General features: G+C 66.2%; 21 protein-coding genes. 8 read left to right on the top strand and 13 right to left on the bottom strand.

Annotated elements, in window-relative coordinates; genetic code table 11:
* Positions 1-44 precede the first annotated feature (44 nt).
* Positions 45-518, top strand: a complete 474-nt coding sequence (locus ACK4HJ_RS06275) for a hypothetical protein (RefSeq protein ID WP_409828836.1) — start codon at positions 45-47, stop codon at positions 516-518.
* 43 nt (positions 519-561) lie between these two features.
* Here the strand turns inward: ACK4HJ_RS06275 and ACK4HJ_RS06270 are convergent, their stop codons facing one another.
* Complete coding sequence (locus ACK4HJ_RS06270; RefSeq protein WP_409828833.1) at positions 562-1,395, bottom strand: alpha/beta hydrolase; 834 nt, start codon at positions 1,393-1,395, stop codon at positions 562-564.
* Between the two features lie 91 nt (positions 1,396-1,486).
* The gene (gdhA, locus tag ACK4HJ_RS06265; RefSeq protein WP_409828831.1) at positions 1,487-2,830 is read right to left on the bottom strand and encodes an NADP-specific glutamate dehydrogenase; all 1,344 of its coding nucleotides are present in this window, start codon (positions 2,828-2,830) and stop codon (positions 1,487-1,489) included.
* A 302-nt stretch (positions 2,831-3,132) separates the two neighbouring features.
* Between gdhA and ACK4HJ_RS06260 the strand changes: the two genes are divergently transcribed.
* The gene (locus ACK4HJ_RS06260; RefSeq protein ID WP_409828828.1) at positions 3,133-4,302 is read left to right on the top strand and encodes a glycerophosphodiester phosphodiesterase; all 1,170 of its coding nucleotides are present in this window, start codon (positions 3,133-3,135) and stop codon (positions 4,300-4,302) included.
* Positions 4,303-4,362: 60 nt separating this feature from the next.
* On the opposite strand, the gene ACK4HJ_RS06255 is transcribed toward ACK4HJ_RS06260, so the two are convergent.
* Both ACK4HJ_RS06255 and mutL read right to left on the bottom strand, forming a co-directional pair.
* Entirely contained in the window at positions 4,363-5,388 is a 1,026-nt protein-coding gene (locus tag ACK4HJ_RS06255; protein WP_409828826.1) for a phosphotransferase enzyme family protein, read from the bottom strand.
* A gap of 117 nt (positions 5,389-5,505) precedes the next feature.
* Entirely contained in the window at positions 5,506-7,551 is a 2,046-nt protein-coding gene (gene mutL, locus ACK4HJ_RS06250; RefSeq protein WP_409828824.1) for a DNA mismatch repair endonuclease MutL, read from the bottom strand.
* A gap of 116 nt (positions 7,552-7,667) precedes the next feature.
* Here mutL and ACK4HJ_RS06245 point away from each other — a divergent pair, with 116 nt between their 5' ends.
* Positions 7,668-8,315 (top strand): DedA family protein, encoded by a 648-nt coding sequence (locus ACK4HJ_RS06245; RefSeq protein WP_409828822.1) that lies wholly within the window; start codon positions 7,668-7,670, stop codon positions 8,313-8,315.
* A 115-nt stretch (positions 8,316-8,430) separates the two neighbouring features.
* Here ACK4HJ_RS06245 and ACK4HJ_RS06240 read toward each other — a convergent pair whose 3' ends face one another.
* Positions 8,431-8,670 carry a glycine zipper 2TM domain-containing protein gene (locus ACK4HJ_RS06240; protein ID WP_409828820.1) on the bottom strand — a complete coding sequence of 80 codons (240 nt, stop codon included), beginning with the start codon at positions 8,668-8,670 and terminating at the stop codon, positions 8,431-8,433.
* A gap of 319 nt (positions 8,671-8,989) precedes the next feature.
* Between ACK4HJ_RS06240 and ACK4HJ_RS06235 the strand changes: the two genes are divergently transcribed.
* Positions 8,990-10,582, top strand: coding sequence for a methyl-accepting chemotaxis protein (locus ACK4HJ_RS06235; RefSeq protein ID WP_409828819.1), 1,593 nt, complete (start codon positions 8,990-8,992; stop codon positions 10,580-10,582).
* 44 nt (positions 10,583-10,626) lie between these two features.
* Here ACK4HJ_RS06235 and ACK4HJ_RS06230 read toward each other — a convergent pair whose 3' ends face one another.
* The 3 genes from ACK4HJ_RS06230 to tsaE form a co-directional block, all read right to left on the bottom strand.
* Positions 10,627-10,959 carry a cupin domain-containing protein gene (locus ACK4HJ_RS06230; RefSeq protein ID WP_409828818.1) on the bottom strand — a complete coding sequence of 111 codons (333 nt, stop codon included), beginning with the start codon at positions 10,957-10,959 and terminating at the stop codon, positions 10,627-10,629.
* Between the two features lie 100 nt (positions 10,960-11,059).
* On the bottom strand, positions 11,060-12,517 hold the full coding sequence (locus ACK4HJ_RS06225; protein ID WP_409828815.1) for an N-acetylmuramoyl-L-alanine amidase: 1,458 nt from the start codon (positions 12,515-12,517) through the stop codon (positions 11,060-11,062).
* 6 nt (positions 12,518-12,523) lie between these two features.
* On the bottom strand, positions 12,524-13,045 hold the full coding sequence (tsaE, locus tag ACK4HJ_RS06220; RefSeq protein WP_409828813.1) for a tRNA (adenosine(37)-N6)-threonylcarbamoyltransferase complex ATPase subunit type 1 TsaE: 522 nt from the start codon (positions 13,043-13,045) through the stop codon (positions 12,524-12,526).
* 12 nt (positions 13,046-13,057) lie between these two features.
* On the opposite strand from tsaE, the gene queG reads away from it, so the two are divergent.
* Positions 13,058-14,119: a tRNA epoxyqueuosine(34) reductase QueG gene (gene queG, locus ACK4HJ_RS06215; RefSeq protein ID WP_409828810.1), complete on the top strand. Its 1,062-nt coding sequence runs from the start codon at positions 13,058-13,060 to the stop codon at positions 14,117-14,119.
* Positions 14,120-14,191: 72 nt separating this feature from the next.
* Here the strand turns inward: queG and ACK4HJ_RS06210 are convergent, their stop codons facing one another.
* The 3 genes from ACK4HJ_RS06210 to ACK4HJ_RS06200 all read right to left on the bottom strand — a co-directional run bounded on the left by ACK4HJ_RS06210 (position 14,192) and on the right by ACK4HJ_RS06200 (position 16,456).
* Positions 14,192-14,869, bottom strand: coding sequence for a GDSL-type esterase/lipase family protein (locus ACK4HJ_RS06210; protein WP_409828808.1), 678 nt, complete (start codon positions 14,867-14,869; stop codon positions 14,192-14,194).
* A 66-nt stretch (positions 14,870-14,935) separates the two neighbouring features.
* Positions 14,936-15,409 carry a hypothetical protein gene (locus tag ACK4HJ_RS06205; protein ID WP_409828805.1) on the bottom strand — a complete coding sequence of 158 codons (474 nt, stop codon included), beginning with the start codon at positions 15,407-15,409 and terminating at the stop codon, positions 14,936-14,938.
* A gap of 141 nt (positions 15,410-15,550) precedes the next feature.
* Positions 15,551-16,456, bottom strand: a complete 906-nt coding sequence (locus ACK4HJ_RS06200) for an AEC family transporter (RefSeq protein WP_409828804.1) — start codon at positions 16,454-16,456, stop codon at positions 15,551-15,553.
* 125 nt (positions 16,457-16,581) lie between these two features.
* Here ACK4HJ_RS06200 and ACK4HJ_RS06195 point away from each other — a divergent pair, with 125 nt between their 5' ends.
* The 3 genes from ACK4HJ_RS06195 to ACK4HJ_RS06185 all read left to right on the top strand — a co-directional run bounded on the left by ACK4HJ_RS06195 (position 16,582) and on the right by ACK4HJ_RS06185 (position 19,574).
* Positions 16,582-17,547: a tripartite tricarboxylate transporter substrate binding protein BugE gene (locus tag ACK4HJ_RS06195; protein WP_409828801.1), complete on the top strand. Its 966-nt coding sequence runs from the start codon at positions 16,582-16,584 to the stop codon at positions 17,545-17,547.
* Positions 17,548-17,620: 73 nt separating this feature from the next.
* Positions 17,621-18,520: a site-specific tyrosine recombinase XerD gene (gene xerD / locus ACK4HJ_RS06190; RefSeq protein WP_409828798.1), complete on the top strand. Its 900-nt coding sequence runs from the start codon at positions 17,621-17,623 to the stop codon at positions 18,518-18,520.
* A gap of 88 nt (positions 18,521-18,608) precedes the next feature.
* Positions 18,609-19,574, top strand: coding sequence for a Bug family tripartite tricarboxylate transporter substrate binding protein (locus ACK4HJ_RS06185; RefSeq protein ID WP_409828795.1), 966 nt, complete (start codon positions 18,609-18,611; stop codon positions 19,572-19,574).
* Positions 19,575-19,689: 115 nt separating this feature from the next.
* On the opposite strand, the gene ACK4HJ_RS06180 is transcribed toward ACK4HJ_RS06185, so the two are convergent.
* A complete protein-coding gene (locus tag ACK4HJ_RS06180; protein WP_409828792.1) occupies positions 19,690-20,970 on the bottom strand; it encodes an EAL and HDOD domain-containing protein in 1,281 nt (426 codons plus the stop codon).
* 140 nt (positions 20,971-21,110) lie between these two features.
* Positions 21,111-22,388 carry an EAL and HDOD domain-containing protein gene (locus ACK4HJ_RS06175; RefSeq protein WP_409828789.1) on the bottom strand — a complete coding sequence of 426 codons (1,278 nt, stop codon included), beginning with the start codon at positions 22,386-22,388 and terminating at the stop codon, positions 21,111-21,113.
* Positions 22,389-22,474: the final 86 nt, after the last annotated feature.

The raw sequence follows: 22,474 nt of genomic DNA, 5'->3' as shown, positions 1-22,474 counted from the left end.
AACCAGTTGTGCTTCCCAACTAATAATTGGCCGAGGAGCGCGGTGTGAAAATATTGTTGTTTAATTTTTCTCTTGCGGCGACCGCTATCGTCGTGGTGTTGGCTTTCGCCGGGGCTGGAATGGTGGGCGTGCCCGTTCTCATGATGGCACTGAGCGTGTGCATACCTTTTTGGCTATTTTTGGTATTGCCGGTATACATGCTCTCTGGCTGCGGACGTTGGTGGCCATTCTGGCTAACTGTACTGATGTGCTATGCGGCGCTCGCCGCCGTATATCTGTGGTGGCAATGGGAGCCGATGGCGTACGGCTTGACGATTGGCAGCAAGGTGCTTATCGAGGACGGGATTCCAACGGCTGCGTACTACGAGGACCTGTGGTATTCGGTGGCGGGGTTTGGGGTGCTGGTCGCACTAACAGCGCCTCTTTTTTGGTGGATGCTGAACCGCGGCGATGCTAACCGTCAGGCAGAGTCGGCCAAAAAGGGAAGCGACGTGCAGTCTGGCGACCCACGCGCCTAGGAGTGGTTTCTGCGCCGCCTTGTGACCTGTCGGCGCCCGTCGCTTACCTCAACTTGAACAGCGAAGCCATCGCCTGACGATACGCCGGTTGCCCCACCGAGTTTGTGTTGTAGTGCGATCCGCCCTCCACCAAAACAAACTGCTTGGGCTCGGCGGCGGCCTCGTACAGCCTGCGGCCTAGGCTGGGCAGGATGAGGCTGTCTTCGCTGCCGTGCACCACCAGCAGGGGTGAGCCGATCTCGGCCACCTTGCGCACCGATTCAAAACGCTGGGTGATGAGGCCCGACACGGGCAGCCAGCCCCACTTGAAGGTGCTGACCACCTCGGGGATGCTGGTGAAGGTACCTTCTACGATGGTGCCGTGCTCGTCGGGCACCTGGCGCGCCAGTTCGATGGCGATGGCGCCGCCCAGCGAGTGGCCAAAGATGTAGCGCGGCGCGCCGGGTTGCTGCCGTGCCATCCAGTCCCAGGCAGCGCGGGCGTCTTCGGCGGCGGTGGCTTCGGACGGCAGGCCTGCGCTGCTCTGGCCGAAGCCGCGATAGTCGATGGCCAGCACCGAAAAGCCCAGCTCCTGCATGCGGCGGATGCGGCCGGCCGAGCCCGCCACGTTCCAGCGCGCGCCGTGCAGGTACAGCAGCAGGGGGGCGTCGGCGCGCTCATGCGCCAGCCACAGTCCGTGCAGGCGCTCGGCCTTGCCGGAAGCTTGCGACTGGAAATCGATCCACACGTCCTGCATGTCCGCGGTGGACTGCACGCCGCCCCAGCTGCGGTCGCTGGGCTGGAAGATCCATTCCCGCTGCTTGGCGTCGAGGGTGGCGCACCCCGCGGTGACGGCGATGGCCAGGGTCAGGGATACCAGGAGGGGGGTGCGCTTCATGGTGATGACTGAGCTGCTTTGTGTCAGAAAGTTCTGACACAAAGCAGGCTTCGTGCCTGGACCGGGAGGCCCCGTCTTGTGCCCCGCCTTGTTACACCACGCCTTGCGCCAGCATGGCGTCAGCCACCTTCACAAAGCCGGCAATGTTGGCGCCGTCCACGTAGCTCACGGTGCCGTCCGCGCGCTTGCCGTAGCGCAGGCAGGCAGCGTGGATGCCTTGCATGATCTGCAGCAGGCGTGCGTCCACCTCTTCGCGTGGCCAGGACAGGCGCGCGGCGTTCTGGCTCATCTCCAGCCCCGAGGTGGCCACGCCGCCCGCGTTGCTGGCTTTGCCGGGCGCGTACAGCACGCCTGCCGCTTCAAACGCCTTGGCCGCCTCGATGGTCGATGGCATGTTGGCGCCTTCGGCCACACAGACCACGCCGTTCTGGATGAGGGTCGCGGCGTCGTTCTCGTCCAGTTCGTTCTGCGTGGCGCAGGGCAGGGCCACGTCCACTGGAATGTGCCAGGGGCGCTTGCCGGCCTCGAACTTGGCGCCGGTGCGCTCTGCATAGTCGCTGACGCGGCCGTACAGGTGGTTCTTCACTTCCATCAGCTCGGCCAGCTTGGCGGGGGTGAAGCCTTCTTCGTCCACGATGGTGCCGCTCGAATCGGACACCGTGACCACCTTGGCGCCCAACTGCATGGCCTTTTCGACGGCGTACTGCGCCACGTTGCCCGAGCCCGAGACGGAAACGCGCAGCCCGTCGAGCGACCGGCCGCGGGACTTGAGCATCTCCTGCGCAAAGTACACGGTGCCGTAGCCCGTGGCTTCGGGGCGAATCAGCGAGCCGCCAAACGACAGGCCCTTGCCGGTGAACACGCAGTCTGCGCGGTTGCTGAGCTTTTTCATCATGCCCGCCATATAGCCCACCTCGCGGCCGCCCACGCCGATGTCGCCGGCCGGCACGTCGGTGTCAGCGCCCACGTGGCGGAACAACTCCGACACGAAGGCCTGGCAAAACCGCATGACTTCGCCGGGGCTCCTGCCCTTGGGGTCGAAGTCGCTGCCGCCCTTGCCGCCGCCCATGGGCAGCGTGGTCAGCGCGTTTTTGAAGGTCTGTTCGAACGCCAGGAATTTCAGCACCGACAGGTTGACCGACGGGTGAAAGCGGATGCCACCCTTGTACGGCCCGATGGCCATGCTGTGCTGGATGCGGTAGCCGCGGTTGACCTGCACGCTGCCGTGGTCATCCACCCACGACACGCGGAACATGACGATGCGCTCGGGCTCCACCAGGCGCTCCAGCAGGCCATGCTCGGCATACCGGGGGTGCTCGGCGATGAAGGGCCACAGGCTGTCGATCACTTCGGTCACTGCCTGCAAAAACTCAGGCTGGCCGGGGTTGCGGTGGGCGACGTGCGAGAGGAAGCTGCCTGCGGACGCGTGTTTCATGGATCAAAAGGCTTTCGGAAAAAAGGCTCTCAAGCGAAGAGCCTGAGGGGACTGGGAGAGGGCGGGGGGCGGCGCAGATCAAGCACGCCGAGGGGGATTATGTTCAAAAGTTATACGTTCATGCCCATAGCTATGCACAACGCTGGGGAATGTTGCGGCCGGTTGCATTTTTTTGGTGCATCGATTCCGAATCTCAGGCACTGTCGCGCTGCGGTTGCGGCGGGTGGCGCCGTGGTCATGGCGCTGTCACACCGCAGTCTCACAGTTCGGCGGTTTCATACAACAACCCTGAGGAGAAGACCATGCACATCTCTGGTGCGAAGCGGGCCGCTGTGGCCCTGTCGGTGGCAGCCACTCTGGCGGCATGTGGCGGCGACGATGGCCCGCGCTACCCCACCCTCAACGGCGAAAAGCCCCTGGTCATCGGTCACCGAGGCGCCAGCGGCTACCTGCCCGAGCACACGCTGGAGAGCTACAAGCGCGCCATCGAGCAAGGCGCGGACTTCATCGAACCGGACCTGGTGGCGACCAAGGACGGCGCTCTCATCGCCCGCCACGAGCCCAATATCACCAGCACCACCGACGTGGCGACGCGCGCCGAGTTTGCCAACCGAAAGACCAAGAAAGTCGTCGATGGCGTGGAAGAAGAAGGCTGGTTCGCATCCGACTTCACCCTGGCCGAGATCAAGACCCTGCGCGCCATCCAGCCCATGGCCGACCGCGACCAGTCGCACAACGGCAAGTACCAGATTCCCACGCTGCAGGAAGTGCTGGACCTGGCCAAGGCTGAAGGCGCCAAGGCCAGCCGCACGGTCGGCGTGTACCCCGAAACCAAGCACCCCACCTACCACGTCAACCTGGGCTTGAAGCTGGAAGACCGCCTGCTGGCCGTGCTGGCCCAGTACGGTTACACCACCAAGGCCTCGCCGGTGATCGTGCAGTCGTTCGAGGTGTCCAACCTCAAGTACCTGCGCACCAAGACGCAGATCCGCCTGGTGCAGCTGGTGGACGCCAACGACGTGAACCCCGACGGCAGCATGGACCTGACGGCGCCCTACGACAAACCGTACGACTTTGCCGTGGCCGGCGATGCCCGCACCTTTGCCAGCCTGCTCACCCCGGCGGGCCTCAAGGAAGTGAAGACCTACGCCGACGGCATCGGCCCCTGGAAGCCCTACCTGATTCCGTCACGCCAGGTGGACAACAACCGCGACGGCAAGCCCGACGACCTGAATGGCGACGGCGTCATCGACGAGCGCGACCGCGTGATGATGCCCGCCACCGACGTGGTGAAAAACGCCCACGCCGAAGGCCTGATGGTGCACCCCTATACCTTCCGCAGTGAAGCCAAGCGGCTGGCGTCAGACTACAAGGGCGACCCCAAGGCCGAGTACAAGCTGTTCTACAACCTGGGTGTGGACGGCGTGTTCAGCGACTTCCCCGACACGGCCAAGGCCGCGCGGGACAACTGAGCGAAGCCATCACGCTGCCGCCCTGGCAGCATTTGGAGCATCGGCAGAGCGGCTGGCGGGTTAGGCCGACAGCCCCTCGCGCGTGGGCAGGTCGATCCACGCCCGCATCAGCGGAGCCTGCTTGCGCAACCAGTGTGTGGGCATGGCCTGTGTGCCCCAGACGGGAATGCGGCCCGCGTATTCACCCATGATCCAGAACTGCCGCAATGCCAGGCATGGCGCAATGGCAGCCATGTCTGCTTCCGGCACAGCGCGCACAGTGGTGTACCCGGCCAGGTAGCGGCGCCAGCGCTCCAGCACCGCAGCCGATGCGGGCATCTCCAGGCTGCGTGGCAGCAGCACCCACAGGTACACGCTCAGCTCGTAGGCCAGCAGCCCCGGCCCGGTGTCGTCAAAGTCAAAGAACGCAGCCACGCGGCTCCCGTCCGGCCCGTCCGTCATGAAGTTGTTGCTGCCATGGCAGTCGCCGTGGCAATGCACGCGGGTGAGCCCTGGCAATGTGGCAAAGCGGTCGTGCAGATCGCGGGCCAGCGCAGAAAACTCCCTGGCTAACGGTTCGTCCACCGTGGGCGCAGCAAGCATCCGCTGCAGCGATGCGTCCAGCAAGTTGGGTACCTCGAGCGCGTAGCGGCTGGCGGGGCCCGCGTAGTCCTGCGCGGCGGTGTGCAGCTGCGCCAGCCCCCGGCCGGTGGCCTCGATGTCCACGAGCGATTCGCCGGGCGGATCGCCCGGCAGGAACTCGAACAGCATCAGCGCGCGCGGGCCTTCAGGCAGGTCCAGAAAGAGGCTGAATGCCCCGTCCTTGGTGGACAACGGCGCTGCCAAGGGGATGCGCCGGGCCTGTAGGTGCAGAAGCAGGGCGGCTTCGTAGGCAATGTTGGGTTCGCCACGCGGCCTCTCGGCGCTCAGGCGGGCAATGGCGCGGCGGCCGTTGTCAAAGTGCAGCTCGTACACCTGGTTGAAACCGCGCCGCATCAGCACGCAGTGTTTGACGGTGCCCAGCGCCCAGCCAGACATGACGGCCTGCGCAATGGCCTCGCCCGTCGGTGTGGTCTGTGCGATGGATTGGGCGTTGAGTGCAAACATGACAGGGCCATCCAGATCGTAGGGCGGCCGATTCTGCCCGTGTTGGCGTCTTTGGACCTTAATGCCAGCCAAAGGCGGCAATAGGCTGGAGTGCGACAGTGAGTTGCCGAGTGCCTGTTACCGCCCCCGCAGAAACAACCCGTCCAGCTCCCTCATCGACAACTGCCGCCACGTGGGCCGCCCGTGGTTGCACTGGTCGCTGCGGTCCGTCGTTTCCATCTGCCGCAGCAGCGCATTCATCTCGTCCAGCGTGAGCTTGCGGTTGGCGCGCACGGCGCCGTGGCAGGCCATCGTGCCCAGAATTTCGTTGCGGGCGCGCTGCACCACGGTGGTGGCGTCGTGCTGGGCTAGCTCGGCCAGCACGCTGCGGGCCAGTTCCACCGGGTCGCCCTGGGCCAGGGTGGTGGGCACGGCACGCACGGCCAGGGTTTTGGGGGAGAAGGGTACGACTTCCATGCCCAGCATCGCCAGCACCTCGGCGGATTCTTCGGCCATGGCGACCTCCTGCGGGGTGGCGGCGAAGGTGGCGGGGATCAGCAGGGGCTGGCTGGCAATGCGCGCGCCGCTGTCCACCTGGGACTTGAGGCGTTCGTACACGATGCGTTCGTGCGCGGCGTGCATGTCCACGATGACCATGCCCTGCGCGTTTTCGGCCAGGATGTACACGCCGTGCAGCTGTGCCACGGCGCGGCCCAGAGGCCAGGTGGTTTCGCTGCCGTCGCGGGCCGTTGGCCAGGAGGAGGCGGCCTGCGCTGCCGCCGGGATGGCGGGTGCGGCCAATGCATCGGACGCATCGGACGCTTGCGGCTGCTGCAGGTTCTGGGCGTTGGCCGGGCCAGGCTGCGCGGAGGGCGCCCACAGGCCCCCGAGCGCTGCCGGGGAAGCGGCCGGAGCCACCGTAGCGTCGCCGCTGGTATTGCCGATACCGCCACGAGGGCCCCACAGCGCCTGCAAGTCCTGCACGCGGTGGCCACGCTGGGGTTCTTCAAATTTGATAGCTGCTTGCGCTTGCCAGACGGGCGCTAGAGGCAGTTTTTGCTCAAAACCACCCGTGGCAGGCGACGTGGCGGTCTGCGCAGCCGCTGCCAGCGCTGCAGCACGCGGTGCAGCCAGCGCGTTCTCCACGGCATGGCGCACGGCCTGGTGCACTTCGCGGCTGTCGCGAAAGCGCACCTCGATCTTGGTGGGGTGCACGTTCACGTCCACGCGGGCCGGGTCGATCTCGACATACAGCGCGTAAATGGGCTGCTTGTGGCCGTGCAGCACGTCTTCGTACGCGCTGCGCGCGGCGTGGGTGAGCACCTTGTCGCGTACAAAACGGCCGTTGACGTAGCAATACTGGTGGTCGGGCCGTGAGCGCGCTGCGTCGGGCAGGCCCGCGCGGCCGGTGACGGTGACGGGGCCCACGCGTTGCTGCACGGCAACCGACTGGGTGACGAAGTCTTCGCCCAGCACGTCCGACAGGCGGCGGGCCAGGGCATCCTGTGCATCCCCTTGGCCGGGCACGAAGGTGGCGCGCCACTGCTCCACCAGCTTGCCTTCGTGCCAGATGGCAAAGCCCACGTCGGGCCGCGCCAGCGCGTGGCGGCGCACCGATTCGATGCAGTGGGCCAGTTCGGTGGCGTCGGTTTTCAAGAATTTGCGGCGGGCGGGGGTGGAGAAGAACAGCTCTTTCACCTCCACCGTGGTGCCGGTGCTGCGCGCCGCAGGGCGCAGTTCGCCGCTGCGCGCGTCCAGCAGAAAGGCGCTGGCCTGGTGTGCGGGGCGCGAGAGCAGCGACATCTCCGACACCGAGGCAATGGCCGCCAGCGCCTCGCCCCGAAAGCCCATGGTGGCCACGGTTTCCAGGTCGTTCAGGCTGGTGATCTTGCTGGTGGCGTGGCGGCGCAGGGCCACGGGCAGTTCTTCTTGCGGAATGCCGCCGCCGTCGTCTTCCACGGTGATCAGGCGCACGCCGCCGGCCGACAGGCGCAGGTTGATTTGTGTGGCGCCGGCGTCGAGTGCGTTGTCCACCAGCTCGCGCACCACCGAGGCGGGGCGCTCCACCACTTCGCCAGCGGCGATCTGGCTGATCAGCTCGTCCGGAAGGTCGCGGATGGGGCGGCGGGGGGGCGTGGAAGGTGCGGGCTGCGCCGCAGCGGGGAGGGTGGTGGCATCGTTCACCCGGGCCATTTTAGGGCGGGGTGGGCGCAGGGGTATCGGCGCGGGCGGCAAGGGCCGATGGGGATAATGCGCGCTGTTTTTCTTCTCTGCCCGGTGCCTTGCCCGCCGGCCTCCCCATGGAACTTGTGACCTTTCTGATCGACTTCATCCTGCATGTCGACAAGTACCTTGAAATGTTTGTGCAAACCTACGGTGCGTGGGTGTACGCGCTGCTGTTCCTGATCGTGTTTGTGGAGACGGGCGTGGTGGTGATGCCCTTCCTGCCGGGCGACTCGCTGCTGTTCATCGTGGGGGCGCTGTGCGGCGCGGGCATGATGAGTTTTCCGCTGGCCTGCACGCTGCTCATCGTGGCGGCCATTCTCGGGGACCAGTGCAACTATTCGATCGGCCGCTTTTTTGGTCCCAAGGTGTTCCAGTGGGAGAACTCCCGCTGGTTCAACCGCCGTGCGTTCGACCAGGCCCACAATTTCTATGAGAAGTACGGCGGCATCACCATCGTGCTCGCTCGCTTCATGCCCTTCATCCGCACGTTTGCCCCTTTTGTTGCAGGGGTGGCTGAGATGAACCGAGCCAAGTTCACCGCGTACAACGTGGGTGGCGCACTGGTGTGGGTGCTGGGTATTTGCACGGCCGGCTACTTCTTTGGAAACCTGCCGTTTGTGCGGGAGCATCTGGACAAGATCATCTGGGCGCTGATCTTTGTGCCGGGGCTTATTGCCATCTTTGGCGCATGGCGCGCCGGGCGCCAGGCCAGGGCAGCGTAGGCCGCTCGTACCGAAGACGCACTATCAAAAAAAGAGCTGCCAGCGCTTGTGCAATAAGCGCTGGCAGCTCTTTTGACGTCCATAACCGCCGGGTCGGCGGGTTCATGAACGTGGATTAACGGCGATACCCGCGGCGTTGATCGCGGTCTTCCCCGATCTCATGACCAATCAGCGCGCCAGCGGCTGCGCCACCGATGGTGCCGACCGGGCCGCCAAACACGGCGTTACCGGCAGCGCCGCCAACCACGGCGCCCACGCCGGTCCCAACCTGGGCGTTGGTGGGGTTGGATGCGCAACCACCCATTGCAAGGGCTGCGGTGCAGGTGGTCGCAAGAAGAATGTGACGAATTTTCATGGCAAGAGTCCTTTGATCCTTGGTGGTTGAGGAATCAGGCCTTGGCGCATCGGAGTTCTTGACTGCAGACCCTGCTGCGCGACCTGTGAATGAACTATCGCGCGCACCCTGCGCAGGGGGTGTAGGCACCTGCGGCCTGCACCTGTAGGACACGTGGCTGCGGCCTTGGCGGGGTTCTGGCGGGTGTTTTGGCCGCATGGGCTAAGCGCTGTTGATCGGGGCGCGCCATCAGGGTTTGTGCGGCTACGAGGGCCGTTGCCAAGCGGGCCATGCAGGCAGATCATGTTGGGAGCTGCAGCAGCCACGTGAAGGAGCTTCCATGACCGTCCCTGCACCCGCCACGCTTCCTGCTCCGACGCCCAGCCCGCGGGGCTCTGTTCTCACGGTGGCCCAGCAGATCGGCCTCATCGTGGGCGTGGCCGTGCTGGCCCTGGTGGTGGTTTTGGCGCTGAGCCTGGTGCGCGTGCAGCACCTGGGTACCACGGTGGACCGGCTGGCCACCGAGCAGGTCGAGCGGCTGCAGTTGGCCCTGCGCTGGCGCAGCAACATTGCCGTCAATTCCACGCGCGTGTTCTCCATCGTGCAGTCCGAAGGGGACGACCTGCAGAACTACTTCAAGGACGTGGTGGCCGCCACCACGGCCGACACCAGCACGGTGCAAAAGCGCTACACCGAGCTGGAGAACAGCCCCGAGGGCCTGCGCATCCAGGAAGAGCTAGGCGTCATCCGCAAGTCCTACCTCGAAACCCGCGACAAGGCGCTGGAGCTGAAAAAGGCGGGCGATATGGCGCAGGCCCGTGCCTATGCGCTGGGCTCGTTCGCCCCGGTGCTCGAAAAATACAACGCCGTGGCCGACAAGATGGTGGCCTACCAGGTCAAGCGCTCTGCCGACCAGGCGGCCGAGGCGGCAGACCTCATCCGGTCGTACCGCATCTCGGTGCTCACGGCCGGGCTGGCGGGGCTGGCACTGCTGGTGGTGCTGTCGTGGGTGGTGGTGCAGCGCATACGGCGGTCATTGGGCGCGGTGACGGCCGTGGCCCAGCGCATTGGCGGGGGCGACCTGTCGGAGCCCATTCACGCCCAGGGACGCGGCGAGGTGGCCGAGATGATGCGGGCCATGGAGGCCATGCAGACCTCGCTGGTGCGCATTGTGAGCGACGTGCGCCACAGCAGTGACAGCATTGCCACCGGCTCCAGCGAAATCGCCACCGGCAACGCCGACCTGAGCCAGCGCACCGAGGAGCAGGCCAGCAACCTGCAGCAGACCGCCGCATCGATGGAACAGATCACCAGCACCGTCAAGAACAACGCCGACACCGCGCAGCGCGCGGCAGCGCTTGCCGGTTCCGCGTCATCTGCCGCCGTCAAAGGGGGCGAGGTGGTGGGGCAGGTCGTTGCCACCATGCAGGACATCTCGGCCGCCTCGCGCAAGATCACCGACATCATCGCGGTGATCGACGGCATCGCGTTCCAGACCAACATCCTCGCACTGAATGCCGCCGTGGAGGCCGCCCGCGCCGGCGAGCAGGGCCGCGGCTTTGCGGTGGTGGCCAGCGAGGTGCGCAGCTTGGCCCAGCGCAGCGCCGACGCGGCCAAGGAGATCAAGGCGCTGATCGGCGCCAGCGTGGAGAAGGTGGAAAACGGCGCCCAATTGGTGTCGGCTGCCGGGCAAAGCATGGACGACATCGTCACCCAGGTGAAGCGGGTGAGCGACCTGCTCAGCGAAATCTCCAGCGCCACCGGCGAGCAGACCATCGGCATCACGCAGGTGGGTGAAGCGGTGTCGCAGCTGGACCAGGTCACGCAGCAGAACGCGGCCCTGGTGGAAGAAAGCGCGGCCGCAGCTGACAGCCTGAAGCACCAGGCAGCCCGCCTGGCGCAGATCGTGAGCGTGTTCCGGCTGGGGCGTTAGATCAAGGGTATCGCTGCCCGGGTTGGCGCCCCAGGGCGGCAGCGCTACGCCGGTTTCAGGCACATGGTGACCAACAGCGACGCCGCCTCGACCGCCTTGAGCGAATGCAGTGCCCGGGGCGCCAGATGCACGAAGTCACCCGCATGCAGGCGCTGGGTACCGTCCTCGCTGGCGAACTCCACCACACCTTCGATGCACTGCACAGTGGCCTCGCCGGGTGTCTGATGTTCCTTCATCGACTTGCCCACGGGCAGCACCACCCGCATGACTTCCAGTTGACCGGCCTTGAGGATGGCCGAAGTGGGCGTGTCGCTCAGGCGTTCGCCCAGGGGGCGCACGCTGACGATCTGGCCGGATTGGGCGTGGGGCAGGGCCATGGTGTTCTCCTTCAATCGCTGTGCATTGCAGAACACTGTGCACCGGCCCGCAGGCTCGCGCAAGGTGGCCGGGCCCATCCGGGGAGACGGCCTACAGGCTTTACACCGACCGGCTTCGCGCCAGCGGCGGGTTCTTGGCGAAATAGCGTGTGATGCCGCGCATCAGCGCATCGGCCAGCTGCTCCTGGTAGGCGGGGCTGCGCAGGCGCTTTTCTTCTTCAGGGTTGCTGATGAAGGCGGTTTCCACCAGCACGCTGGGGATGTCCGGCGCCTTCAGCACGGCAAAGCCGGCCTGCTCCACACGGGGCTTGTGCAGCCGGCCGACGTTGCCGATCTCGCCCAGGAGCACCGCGCCCAGCTTCAGGCTGTCGTTGATCTGCGCGGTGGTGCTCATGTCCAGCAGCGCGCGCTGCACGTGCCGGTCTTTGGATTGCACGTTGATGCCGCCCACCAGGTCAGCCTGGTTCTCCTTGTTGGCCAGCCAGCGCGCTGCGGTGCTGGAGGCGCCACCCTGGCTCAGCGCAAACACGCTGGCGCCCCGGGCGGTAGGCACGGTGAAGGCGTCGGCGTGGATGCTGACGAACAGGTCGGCCTGCACGCGCCGGGCCTTTTGCACGCGTGTGCCCAGGGGTACGAAGTAGTCGCCGTCCCGCGTGAGGTAGGCGCGCATGGGATTGCCGCCGATGGTGGTGGCGTTGATGCGGTCGCGCAGGAGGTGGGCCACGCGCAGCACCACGTCTTTTTCGCGCGTGCCGCCGGGGCCGATGGCCCCAGGGTCCTCGCCGCCATGGCCCGGGTCCAGCGCCACGATGATGATGCGGTCGGTCTGCGTGGCCGTCGCCCGGTTGCCGGGGCGGGTGGGCTCTGCCGCCGGAGGGGGGGCTGCCGCAACCGCGGGGGCGTCGGCCGGCGCGGGCCGTTGTTGCGAGCGCTGGGCAATCAGGTCGCCCAGCGGGTCATGCTCGGCCGTGGGCCCGGGGGCGGCAGGTGACTTGGCGGCCGGCGCGGCAGGGCGGGCGGCAGGGGCCTGCGCAGTGGGTGCAGGCAGTGCGGACGCGGGTGCGTCGCGCAGCCGCTCGGCAATCAGCGCCTCCAGAGGGTCCACCGGCTCGGCCGGGTACAGGTCAAACACCAGGCGGTGGCGGTAGGCGGCCACGGGCGGCAGGGTGAACACCTGGGGCATGGCGGCCTGCTTCAGGTCCACCACCAGGCGCACCACGCCGGGCGCGTTCTGGCCCACGCGTATGCCGGCAATGTTGGGGTCGTCGGGCTTGACCTTGGCCACCAGTTCGCGGAGCTCGGGGCTCAGGTCGATGCCCTCGATGTCCACCGCAAGCCGCGGTGGCGTGGTCACGAAGAACTGCTTGGCCACCAGCGGGCCATCGGATTCGATGGTGACGCGGGTGTATTCCGGCGCGGGCCACACGCGCACCGCCACGATGGTTGCGCCGCGTGCAATGTGCTGCGTGCCCAGCAGCAAGACCAGGGTGCCCGTCTGCAGCACAGCGCGGCGTGACGTCGGCCTGGCGGAGGGAGCGGGCTTGTGCGGGTCGTTCACGGCGTGTCAGAGTCCTTGCAGCATTGCGCGCCCGGCGGGTGTGTGGGCGTGCAGCGTGACCTTCCTTTCGGTGTCATCGATTGCTTCAATGTGGATAGCAAGGTCCGCAGACGGGGTAAGCGCTGCAGCCTTTTCCGGCCATTCTGCCACCTTGAGACCCGGGTTGGCAAAAATGTCCCTGAAACCCGCGTCCTCCCACTCGCGCGGGTCGTCGAAGCGGTAGAAGTCGAAGTGCCAGATCGAGAGGTTGGGCGCCTCGTGCGGCTCCACCACCGCATAGGTGGGGCTCTTGATGCGGCCCTGCACACCCAAGGCGCGCAGCAGGTGGCGCACCAGCGTGGTCTTGCCGGCGCCCAGGTCGCCGTGCAGGGTCAGGTAGGCGTTGGCCAGCTGCGGCTGCGCGGCCAGTTGGCGGGCAAAGGCATCGGTGTCGGCTTCGCTGTGCCAGATGGCGTGGCGGGTGGCCGCGTCGGCGGGAAGGGAGGTGCCGCTTTCTACAATCTGGCCGGTATGTGGTGCAACAGTCAACTCGTTCCTCAAATGCAGGAGTGGGCCCGCGAGTTGGGATTTTCCCAAATCGGCGTGGCAGGGGTGGACCTGTCTGCCGCCGAGCCCGGCCTGGCGGCCTGGCTCGCGCAAGGGTTCCACGGCGAGATGCATTACATGGAGACCCACGGCATGAAGCGCGCCCGCCCGGCCGAGCTGGTGCCCGGCACCGTGAGCGTGATCACGGCGCGCATGGATTATTTGCCAAGGGCCACGGGGGGCGGTGTAGGCCAGCAGGCCGCCGATGGCTGGCAGGCGCAGGAACTGTCCCGCCTGGCCCGTCCGCATGAAGGCATCGTGTCCGTCTACGCCCGTGGGCGGGACTATCACAAGGTGCTGCGTACGCGCCTGCAAAAATTGAGTGACCGCATCGCCGTCGCTGTCGGCCCGTTTGGCCACCGCGTGTTCACCGACTCCGCCCCGGTCCTGGAGGCCGAGCTGGCCGCGCGCAGCGGCCAGGGCTGGCGCGGCAAGCACACGCTTGTGCTCAACCGCGAGGCGGGGTCCATGTTCTTCCTGGGCGAGATCTACGTCGACATGGCGCTGCCCGAAAGCGCGCCCGTGACGGCCCACTGCGGCAGCTGCAGCGCCTGCATCGATGTTTGCCCCACGCAGGCCATCATCGCGCCGCACCGCATCGACGCTCGGCGCTGTATTTCGTACCTCACTATCGAACACGCCGGGCCCATCCCGCTGGAGCTGCGGCCGCTGCTGGGCAACCGCATCTATGGCTGCGACGACTGCCAACTCATCTGCCCCTGGAACAAATTCGCGCAGGTCAGCCGTCTGCCCGACTTTGACGAGCGCCAGGGCCTGGCCGGCCAGCAACTGGTGCATCTGTTTGCATGGGACGAGGCCACCTTTTTGCGCATGACCGAGGGCGGCCCCATCCGCCGCATCGGCCACGAGCGCTGGCTGCGCAACGTGGCGGTGGCGCTGGGCAATGCCCTGCGTGCCACGGGCGACCCGGCTGTACGCGCGGCACTGGCCGCCCGTGTCCAGGACCCGAGCGCTTTGGTGCGCGAGCACGTAGCCTGGGCGTTGGAAATTAAATGAAATCGGCCGCTATCGCTTGCTGCATAAGCGCTAGAAGCTATCAAAAAATGAGTGGTCTGACAGCGCAGGGATTCAACCTACGAGCAGCCCCGTGGATTTAAGCGTCTGCACCAGCCCTTGCGCAAACTGCGCATAGCCCTCGGCGTTGGCGTGGATCTGGTCGGCCCGCAGTCGCTCTTGTGCCAACACGCCGGACCAGCCTTGGCTGTGCAGCGGAATCTTCAGTTCGGCCGCAATGTCGGCATACATCGCGTGGTCGCTGAGCCGCCCTGCCATGGCCATCAGCGTGAGCTCCGGCACCGCGACCAGCAGCACCTGCGCACCGCTGGCAAGGGCATCCTGGCAGATGCGCAGGATGTTGGCCCGCGTGCCGGCACTGCCCTGGCGGCGCAGAAAGTCGTTGCCGCCGATGCTCACGATGACCAGGGCGGGCTGATGCTGTTGCAATAGGCCCGGCAACCGAGAAAGCGCTTGGGCGGAGGTGTCGCCCGATACTCCGCCGTTCACCACTTTCCAGCCGGTCAGCTGCGCCAGCACCGCTGGGTAGGCCGTGCTGGCGGCCGCCCCCACACCGGATGTCAGCGAATCACCAAGGGCCAGGACCGTGGCGCCGGGCAGCACGGCCTGTGAACTCGGCGCCTTGCGCCCACAAGCGACCAGCGGCGCCATCGCACCGGCGGCCAAGCTGGCAAGCACTGCACGCCGTGGGAGTGGGGTTGAAGAGGATCGTAAGGGACGGGAAGAAAGCATGGTGGCAGCACAGGCGTAGCGGCGAGGGGTCCGGCGTGCGCACCGGGCAACTCCTGCCGCTCTGCATCATGCCACCGGGCGGCCCTTTTCCTGGTCCGGGTCGCTGGGCCCGTTGCGGTCTGACAGGCCTGCGCCGGGCGCGCGACCCAGCTCGCCCTGGTCGCCGGTGTTGTGGTCGGGCGTGTTCCAGGTGCCGCCGGTGCGACGGTTGTCGCCCCTGGGGTGGTCGTCGCTGGCGTCGTCAAAGTTCAGCTGCTCGGACGTGGTGGGCGGCACATCGGCCGCGCCCCGGTCGCGTTCATTGAGCCCGCTGGGCGCGACCAAGTTTGCATCAGGTGCACCTGTCAGACCCATGCGGCTGGGGCCGTCGCCGGCTGAGGTGTCTTGCCGGCTGCCGGTAGGCGGCGGGCCTTGCTGCTCGGTCGGTCCCTTGCCGCGTGCGTCGGCCTGGCCATCGGTGGCGTGGCGCTCCACATCGGGGGAGGGGCGGTGGCGGTCGACATGGGGTGTGCCGTCGGACGAATTTTCCTGGTTGGGCATGTTTTGCATCTCCGCAAAAGGGGCACCAGCCACAGCGGCCGGTGCATGTCCCCATGCTGGCCAGTCGCCCTGGACACCCCTGTCGGTGAGGCCCGGGCACGCGGGTAGGAGACGGCGCACCGGACGTTGCGCGTCGTTGCCCTACCGCAGCACCCCCAGCGCAAACGGCAGGCTCGCCGTGCCCAGCAGGGTGGACAGCGTCACCAGCCCCGCAACGTACGGCCCGTTGTAGCCCATGCGCGCAGCCAGTACGTAGCAGGTGGACGCGGTGGGCAGGGCCGAAAAAGCCAGCAGCACGGTGGTCTGCACGGGGCTCAGCCCCAGCAGGCGGGCCATGGCAAATGCGAGCAGCGGCTGTACCAGGTGGCGGATGGACAACACCGCCACGCTCAGCAGCTTGCCGCGCGCCAGCAGCCCGAACTGCAGGCCGGCGCCAGCCGCCATCAGCCCCAGTGCCAGCGATGCGGCGCTGATGCGGCTGACTGTGGGCGACGCCCATTCGGGAATTTGAAAGCCCAGCAGGTTGGCCACCAGGCCCGACACCGTGGCAATGATGAGCGGGTTGCGCGCCAGCTCGCGCACAAAGCTGTGCTGGCCCTGCCGCGCCATGGGCCACACGGCTGCCACGTTGAACAGCGGAACGCACACGCCGATCAGCACGGCAATCATCAGCAGGCCTTCGGCGCCCGCCAGCCGCTCGGCAATCGCCAGCCCAATGAACGAGTTGAAGCGGAACGCCACCTGAGCGCTGGCTGCGTGGTCACGCGCATCAATGCGCCGGCCCAGCAACGGCCAGTGCGGCAGGCTGTAGGCCAGCGCAATGCCTGACAGGCCCATCACCAGCCCCGCAGCGATGAGGCCCGATGCGGCACCCACGTCCACCGGGCTCTTGACGATGGACTGGAACAGCAGCACCGGGAACAGCAGGTAGTACACCAGGCTCTCCACCGGTTGCCACACCGACCGGTTGAGCGCCGTGTAGCGGCACACCAGATAGCCGAACAGGATGAGGGAGAAATCGGGGATCAGGAGCTGGGCGTAATTCACCGGGCGAGGATAGCGGATGCGGGGCCGGACCCTGGGGTTACCCCTTATGTGGAATCCGCAGGGCGCCAAAGTGCGTGTTGCGCATACCATCTGCGCTGTCTGTCACCCCGCACAAGGAGAACTCAATGCATCGTCGTCAATGGCTCGCTCTGACCGTACTGGCCGCCGCAGCAGGTACTGCAGCCGCGCAGGGCTACCCCAACAAGGTGATCAAGCTGCAGGTGCCGTTCGCACCCGGTGGCACCACCGACATCATTGCGCGCGTGATCGCCGACCCCCTGGGCAAAGCCCTGGGCCAGAGCGTGATCGTGGAAAACAAGGCCGGTGGCGGTGGCATCGTGGGCGCGGCAGAAACGGCCCGCTCTGCCCCGGACGGCTACACGCTGGGCATTGCCACCGTGTCCACCACCGCAGCCAACCCGGCCATCAACCCCAAGACGCCGTACAACCCACTGACGGACTTCACGCCCATCATCAACATTGCGGCCACGCCGAATCTGATCGCCGTGAACCCCAGCTTCCCAGCCAAGGACTACAAGTCGTTTGTGGCTGAAGTGCAGAAGAACCCCGGCAAGTATTCGTACGCGTCGTCCGGCACGGGCGGCATCGGCCACCTGCAGATGGAGCTGTACAAGAGCCTGTCCAACACCTTTGTCACGCACATTCCGTACCGCGGCGCAGGCCCGGCGCTGAACGACACAGTGGCCGGCCAGGTGCCGATCATTTTCGACAACATCCCTTCTGCGCTGCCCTTCATCAAGGACAACCGCCTGGTGGCCATTGCCGTGGCCGCACCCCAGCGCGTGGCTGCCCTGCCCAACGTGCCCACCTTCAAGGAACTGGGCCTGGAGCCGGTGAACCGCATGGCCTACTACGGCATCCTGGGCCCCAAGGGCCTGCCCAAGGAAGTGGTTGACAAGGTGAACGCCGCCGTGCGCACAGCCCTGCAGGACCCCGCCGTGAAGAAGCGCATTGAAGACACCGGCTCCATCGTGGTGGGCAACACGCCCGAGCAGTTTGCTGAGCAGATCAAGGCCGAATTCGCCGTCTACAAGGAAGTGGTGGCCAAGCAGAAGCTGACGCTGGAATAAGCCCCTCCGCGCCGTCCGCATCCCAAAGCCGTCCGTACCGCCGGGCGGCTTTTTTACGTGCTATCGTTTTTGGATGCTCGCCGCCAGCCTGAACGCAATAGACAGTTTTGTGGATGCCTTGTGGCTGGAGGATGGCCTCTCGCGCAACACACTGGCCGCCTACCGGCGCGACCTCACGCTGTACGCCCAGTGGCTGGCCGACCAGCAGCCCCCGCTGGCGCTGGACAGCACCGCCGAGCACCACCTGCAGGCCTACTTTGCAGCCCGGCATGCGCAGACGCGGGCCACGTCGGCCAACCGCCGCCTCACGGTGCTGCGCCGCTACTTTCATTGGGCTCTGCGCGAGCGGCGCATCAGCAGCGACCCCACCTTGCGCCTGCAGGCCGCGCGCCAGCCTCTGCGCGTGCCCAAGACGCTGTCGCAGGCGCATGTGGAGGCCTTGCTGGCCGCGCCAGACCTGGGCAACCCCCTGGGCGTGCGTGACCGCACCATGCTGGAGCTGATGTATGCCAGCGGCCTGCGCGTGACCGAGCTGGTGACGCTGAAGACCTTTCAGCTGGGGCTGAGCGAGGGCGTGCTGCGGGTGATGGGCAAAGGCAGCAAGGAGCGGCTGGTGCCCTTTGGCGAGGAGGCGCAGCAGTGGCTGCAGCGCTATCTGCAGGATGCACGCGGCGCCATCCTGGGTGGGCAGCAGACCGACGATCTCTTCGTGACCCAACGCGGCAGCGCCATGACGCGTGCGATGTTCTGGGTCATCGTCAAGAAGTGGGCGCAGGTGGCAGGCATCACGGTGCCGCTGTCGCCCCACACGCTGCGTCACGCGTTTGCCACCCACCTGCTCAACCATGGCGCGGACCTGCGCGTGGTGCAACTGCTGTTGGGTCACGCTGATATCTCGACCACTACCATCTATACCCACGTGGCGCGTGAGCGGCTCAAGGCTCTGCACGCGCTGCATCACCCGCGCGGATAGCGAATAGCGAATAGCGCCTGGTGCAGGCTGCATCGGCGCTGGTTGATTTGCACGTCCCCCCATCAATTCACTTCATTCAAGGAAAGTCATGAAAAAACTGTTCATTGGCGCTGCGCTGCTGAGTGCGGCCAGCCTGGCGTTGGCGCAGGCCTGGCCTGCGGCCAAATCCATCCGCATCGTGGTGGCCTACCCCGCTGGCGGCGTGAGCGACAACGTGGCACGCGCCTTGGCCGACAAGCTGGCGTTGCAACTGGGTACGCCCGTGGTGATCGAAAACAAGGCGGGAGCGAGTGGCAGCCTGGGCGTGGACGCTGTGGCCAAGGCCGCCCCGGACGGCTACACCCTGGGCTTTGCGTCGGTGAGCCCCCTGGCACTCAACCCGCACCTGGGCAAATCCCCATTCGACCCGCAAAAGGACATCGCCCCTGTGGTAAGCGTGATGTATTCGCCCGTGCTGCTGCTGGGTACCTCCGCCAGCACTGCAGCGGATTTCAAGGAACTGATCGCCAACGCTCAGGCAAAACCCGGGGCCGTGCGCTGGGCGACCTCGGGACAGGCATCGCTGGGACACATCATGCTGGAGCAGATCGTGGGCAAGAGCAAGGTTCAGATCACGCATGTCCCCTACAAGGGCGGCGGCCAGCAGATGAACGATGCATTGGGCGGGCAGTACGAAGTGCTGTCCACCAATGCTGGCCCTGCCGTGCTGCAGCACATCAAGGCGGGCAAGCTCAAGCCGCTGGCCGTGGGCGCGCCCGCGCGGCTCGATTCTCTGCCCCAGGTGCCAACACTGGCCGAGCTGGGACAGCCTGCTGCCAACATGTCGTCGCTGTTCGGCATTTACGCACCGGCGCAAACCCCCGCAGCCATCGTGCAGCGCATCAATGCGGAGGTGAACAAGGCCCTGGCCCTGCCCGACATCCGCAGCAGGCTGGAAGCAACGGACAACGTGCCTACCGGCGGCACGGCGGCAGAGTTTGCGCGCCAGATTGCGCAGGAATCGGAGAACAACGCGCGCATCATCCGCGAGGCCGGAATCCACGCCAGCAACTGAGTGACGAGTGGACGCCAGAGCAATCTGGCCAGAAAAAAAGGGCCCTGGATGACCAGGGCCCGTGCCATTTGATCTGAGCCTGAAACGCTGCGGTGTCTTTCACAGCGGGGGCGCGTCACTCCTCGTTCAGGCTCTCCGCCCAAGTCAGCGCCTGCAGGTGGGCCCAGTTGACTTGGCGATTGGACAGGTGCAGTGCGTCGGCGTTCTTGGCAAACGCCACTTCGTCGCCGCTTTCGCAGGCGATGGTCAGCTCCAAGAAGGGCGCAAACACGCCGGTGCGGCGCAGCAGGGCGTCCATCACGGGCTCAGGCAGGGCCACGGATTCGAGCGCCTTTTCCAGCGGCACCCCCAGCATGGTGTCCAGCAGCGAGAACACGCCCACCACAAAGGCGTTGTCGCATTCTTCGGGGGGCAGCAGCTCGGCCGCCAGCAGCTCCATCAGCCTGCCGCGCACCACGGCGGTCTGGCCCACGGCTGGAGGGGCTCCGCCAGCGCGGGATGTGGTCATGAGCAAAGCCGCCCAGCGGAACAGCTTTTTCAGGCCCAGGATCATCACCGCGTGGCGGAATGACGTGATCTCGCACGACAGGCCAAAACCCGACGAGTTGATGAAGCGCAGCAGGTTGAAAGACAGCGTGGGGTCTTTCTTGAGCAGGTCCTCGATCTCGGCCGTGCTGGCCTGTTTGCGCACCAGGTTGATGAGCTGGATGATGGTGGCCTGCGAGGGCCGGATGGTGGTGGCCTTGACCAGCGAAGGCTTTGCAAACCAGTAGCCCTGGAAGAGCTTTACTCCCAGGCCTTTCATCAGCTCGTACTGTTCGGCGGTTTCCACCTTTTCGGCCACCAGCGTGGCCTGGCTGTGCGTGGTGGCAAATTTGACCAGCGGGCCCGCCAACTCGGGCTTGAAGGCCTGCATGTCCAGCTTGATGAACGCCGCCAGTGGCAGCCAGCTGGTGTAGGCCCGCTTCAAAGCCTGCTGGTCGAACGCCAGGCGAAAGCCCCGCGTGCGCAGTGCATGCAGCGTGGGCACGCGGCCTTCGATGTCTTCGGGCGTGGCGCCCTCGGGCAGCGGGGGCACTTCCAGCACCACTTTTTCGGGGTGGATTAGCTCCAGGTGGCCGCCGGAGAGGCTGTCGTGCGTGCAGTTGATGAACACCGTCTTCTTGCCTACCAGGGCCTCGGTTCCGGCGTACGACAGGGCGTTGAACAGCAGGGCGGCGTCGCTGGCGGCGGTGTGCGAGTCGGAGGCGGTGGAGCGGTCGAAAAGCTCGTAGCCATAGACTGCGCGGGATTCGTCCACGATGGCCTGGCGGGCGATGATGGCGAGGTTCTCGTCAACGGCTTCCATCGCGAGGGACGCAGCCTCCGGGGTGTCTTGTTCAGGTGTGCTCGACATGGGTCTGCAGTAGTGGTTGGCTGGGCTCTGCGCTGATTCTAGACCCCTAATTCGCAACCGCGAACGATTGGTTTACCCGCGGTGCCGGGCCCAACCGGGCACGGCGAGCACAGCGGGCAGAAGGTGCAGGGCGCGTGCGGTCACTGGGTGGTGAGGTGGTCCGCCCAAGCCAGCGCCTGAAGGTGGGCCATGTTGATCTGCTGGCTGGTGAGGTGCAGCAGTCCCGCCGTGCGGTTGAATACGGCATCGTCGCTGGACTCGCAGGCCTCGGCCAGCGTGAGCAGGTCGCCCAGGAAGCCTTCGCGCCGCAGCAGGGCCGCGGCCACGGGCTCGGGCACGTTGAGCAAGCCGATGGCGGATTCCATGGGCATGGAGAGCATCACGTCCAGCAGCGAGAAGATTCCCACCACAAAGGCCTGATCGGCCTCTTCGGGGGGCAGGGTTTCCAGCGCCAGCAGTTCCATGAGCCGGCCGCGCTCCACCGCCGTCTGCCCCACGGACGAGGGCGCGCCGCCGGTGCGCGAGGCTGTCAGCAGCAGGGCGGCCCAGCGGAACAGCTTTTTCAGGCCCATCAGCATCACCGCCTGCCGGAAGGACGTGATCTCGCGGTTCAGGCCGAAGCCCGCCGAGTTGATGATGCGCATGAGGTTGAATGCCAGGCCAGCGTCCTTTTTCAGCACTTCTTCGATCTCGTCGGTGCTGGCCTGTTTGCGCACCTGGTTGATGAGTTCGATGATGCTGGACTGCGAGGGCGTGAGCAGTTTGGCCTCGACCAGCGAAGGACGCGCAAACCAGTAGCCCTGGAACAGTTCTACGCCCTGGCTGGACACCATGTCGTACTGCTGGGCGGTTTCCACCTTCTCGGCAATCAGCTCAGCCTTGGAATTGCGCCCCGCGTAACTGATGAGCACGGCGAGCTGGTCAGGTGCCAGCACCGACAGGTCCAGCTTGATGTAATCGGCCAGCGGCAGCCAGGGTGCGTAGGCCGACTGCAGCACGGTGTGGTTGAACGCCAGGTGGAACCCGCGGTTGCGCAGCTCGGCCAGGATGGGCATGCGCGTGGCGACTTCCTCGGCTGCCGCGTGGCCCAGCGGCGGAATCTCCAGCACGACCTTGTCGGGGTCCACCAGCTCCAGGTGACCGCCCGAGAGGCTTTCGTGCGTGCAGTTCACAAAGATGAGCTTCTTGCCCACCAGTTCGTCCGTGCCGGCATGGGACAGCGCGGTGAACACCAGGATGACATCCGTGGCGGCCGTGTGGGCCGAACCACTGCGCGAGCGGTTGAACAGCTCGTACCCCACGACCACCTGCTGCGCGTTGACGATGGCCTGGCGCGCGATCATGGCAACAGACGTCTGGCTGCCCGGTGGCGGTGAGGAAGGGGTGCCTGGGGCGGAAGGGGAGGTCATGGAGGTCATCGTGAAAAGAATACGGGCCGCATCGGTTGCCAGCCGTCCAGGATTGTAGGAGCGGGGCCGTTTGCGGCTGCTTGGGAAGCCCGTTG

The organism is Acidovorax sp. (assembly GCF_046294525.1).
Lineage (GTDB): Bacteria > Pseudomonadota > Gammaproteobacteria > Burkholderiales > Burkholderiaceae_C > Acidovorax.
The sequence above is the reverse complement of the archived record's forward strand: the minus strand, read 5'-3'. Positions and strand labels throughout refer to the sequence as shown.